3 protein-coding genes are annotated in these 2,831 nt (G+C 65.6%); 1 reads left to right on the top strand and 2 read right to left on the bottom strand.

Annotated features, from left to right (window positions below; all coding sequences use genetic code 11):
* Together EA346_RS06815 and EA346_RS06810 are read right to left on the bottom strand one after the other, a co-directional pair.
* The coding region (locus tag EA346_RS06815) for a TIGR03016 family PEP-CTERM system-associated outer membrane protein (protein ID WP_296756936.1) at positions 1-684 on the bottom strand (684 nt) is incomplete at its 3' end.
* Between the two features lie 146 nt (positions 685-830).
* Positions 831-1,463 carry an XrtA/PEP-CTERM system exopolysaccharide export protein gene (locus EA346_RS06810; RefSeq protein ID WP_296756938.1) on the bottom strand — a complete coding sequence of 211 codons (633 nt, stop codon included), beginning with the start codon at positions 1,461-1,463 and terminating at the stop codon, positions 831-833.
* 260 nt (positions 1,464-1,723) lie between these two features.
* On the opposite strand from EA346_RS06810, the gene EA346_RS06805 reads away from it, so the two are divergent.
* A partial coding sequence (locus EA346_RS06805) for an AAA family ATPase (RefSeq protein ID WP_296756934.1) occupies positions 1,724-2,831 on the top strand: 1,108 nt, incomplete at its 3' end.

Below are 2,831 nucleotides of genomic sequence, written 5' to 3'. Positions count from 1 at the left end.
CTGAAAGGTGACCGAGGAGCCGTCGTCGAAATCCTCTTCGCTGCGCTCGAACGAGAGCCCCCATCCGACGCGCGAGAACATGGGCCCACTGTCCAGTGTGGCGCGCACGCGATTGCGCTCGCTGTCGATATCCCTCGCGTCGGACTCTTCGTAGTACACGCGGTCGTGGCTGTAGCGGAGCTCTGCGGCCGCCACATCCTCAAACCGATGCACATAGACAGGGCTGATGCGAAACCGGAAGACGTCGGTGCGGTCGACGCCGATGTTCACGAGGTCACCCGTGCGGCCGCTCGTCGAACGCACGCGCTGATCGTAGTTTGCTGACGCATCCAGGAACAGGCGCTCTGGAACCAGGTTGGTACGCGAGTCGGCATCCAGCTGGTGGAACACATCGTTGGAGTCGCTGTCGCTCCAGTAGGCCAGACCGCGCAGGGTGTAATCGAGCCGCGCACGCGTCCGGCTTCCCTCGCGGCGCAGGGCGACACCGAGATCGAGCTCGGTGACGAACTCGTCGTCCTCCTCACCCCGGGGCGCCAGCCCGATATTGTCGGAATAGATCTGGCTGATGGAGACCTGCGGCGTGACAGCCCAGCCGGCGTATTCCGCCTGTGCCATCACGGCGGCGGAAAGGGGCAGCAGCACGAACCCCGCGGCAACCGCCCAGCCCAACCTGTTCAAACTCATGTCGTCGCTCCGTGCTAGCCGTGTTCGTAGGACCGGTCCCCGCAGTTGTCGCGGCCACCGACCATCCGAATCTTTTCAACCTGTTCGGTGCTCGGTCCGGACGCCGTGGCAACCGTACCGAACACCAGCCTCGGCGTCAGCGTCGACTAGAACCAGGTTTCCGGGATGACCAGAATGTCACCCGGCAGCATGTGGACGTTGGCACTGATGTCGCCGCGCTTGACCAGGTCGTCCAGGCGTACGCCGAACTGCTTGGTCTCGCCGTCGACGACACGAACGATGCTCGCCCGGTTGCCGGCCGCGAAGTCGGTCAGGCCGCGAACCGCGATCATCACGTCCAATGCGGTCATGTTTTCACGATAGGGGATGGCCTGCGGGTCTGCGGCCTGTCCAATCACCCGGACCTGCTGGCTGTAGGGCCCGACGATGCCGCTGACGATCACCGTCACCACCGGATCACGGACGTATTCCGACAGCACGCGTTCCATATCCCGCGCCAGTTGCGTCGGCGTCTTGCCGGCCGCCGCGACGTCCTCCGCCAGGGGCGTGGTGATCCGGCCGTCCGGTCGTACGGGTACCGTTACGGACAGATCCGGTTGCTGCCAGACGAAGATATTGACGTTGTCGCCCGGGCCGATGATGTAGTCAGGAGCCACCGGGCCCGCCGCTGTTGCGGGCAATTCGGGATAGCTGGGGGTGGTGGTGCAGGCGGGCAAGAGGAACACTGCACCGATGAGCAGCACCAGGGCCGCGGGGATTCGACGGGCTACAAGGGATATCGCTTTCACTGCCGTTCCTCCATGCCGTACTCGGATTTCAAGGGACTAAAGCGTGCACAATACAGAATTCAACCCGACTTCGCGCGCAGTTTGAACCATCTCCCGGTTCCGTGGAACCCTCGGCCGGCGGAGGTCCGGCGCAAGGATGGGTTGCCAACGCGCTCCATGCGTGCTTGACGAAGAGCGTCAGCCACCCTGAGACTGGTCGCAGTGCCATGCAATGCCCGCTGCCCGGGCAGGCAACGAGAGATCCCGCAGTTATGTATGAAGGCTTTTACGGGCTGAAGGCGGACCCCTTCCGCCTCAGTGCAGACCATCGCTTCTGCTACAGCCACCGCAGCTACGCGCGCGCGAAGGCCTATATCCAGTACGCCCTGTATCGAGCCGAGGGCTTCGTGATGGTCACCGGCCGGCCCGGAACCGGCAAGACCACGCTGGTGAACGACCTGTTGTCCACGCTCCCGAACAAGGAGGTCGTTGCCGGGACCCTGGTCAGCACGCAGCTGGAGGCCGAGGACCTGCTGTTGATGGCAGCCCATGCCTTCGGGCTGGACGTCGAGGCGCCGCAGAAGGCGGTCGTGCTGCAGCATCTGATCGAGTTTTTCAATGATCAGCACCGCAAGGGCCTGCGCACGCTGCTGATCATCGACGAGGCCCAGGACCTCGCGTCCTCTGCGCTGGAGGAACTGCGGCTGCTGACCAACCTGCAACACAACGGTGAACCGCTGCTGCAGATCGCCCTGTTGGGCCAGGACTCGCTGCGGGAGATCGTCCGCGTGCCGGCGATGGAGCAGGTGCACCAGCGCCTGATCGCGGCGTGGCGGCTGGAAGCGCTGACCCCGGAGGAGACCATCGGCTATGTCCGGCACCGGCTGGAGTGCGCCGGCTGGACAGGAGATCCGTCCCTGGAGCCCGGGGTGCTGCCGATCGTGCACGCGTTCAGCCAGGGCGTGCCGCGCCGGATCAACCTGATCTGCAGCCGGCTGCTGCTGCACGGCTACATCGGCAGGCGCCATACCCTGACGGCTGAAGATGCCGAGACCGTGACCGGGGAGTTGCAGCACGAGGAACTGGCGCTACCCGACTACGGCGATGCTCTCGGGGATGAGGGGGCGTCGGGGAAGAGCCGCGGCGGGGAATCCACGGCGCAGGACGGGCGCAGCAGCGTCTGGGGGGAGATTGATCGTGGGCTGTTCGGACCGGCAGCGGTGCCTGACGCCAAGGACTCGGACCGCGCCCCGAAGGCCTCGGCGCCTTCGCCCGGCCCTCGGGCGCAGCAGGTGGCTGCCCAACCAAGAGCGGCGACGCCTCCGTCCAGGCCACCCAAGGCATCGCAACCGCCGCGCCCGCCCGAGACACCAAAGGTCA

Origin of the sequence: Thioalkalivibrio sp., assembly GCF_007692535.1 — a bacterium.
Lineage (GTDB): Bacteria > Pseudomonadota > Gammaproteobacteria > Ectothiorhodospirales > Ectothiorhodospiraceae > Thioalkalivibrio.
The sequence above is the reverse complement of the archived record's forward strand: the minus strand, read 5'-3'. Positions and strand labels throughout refer to the sequence as shown.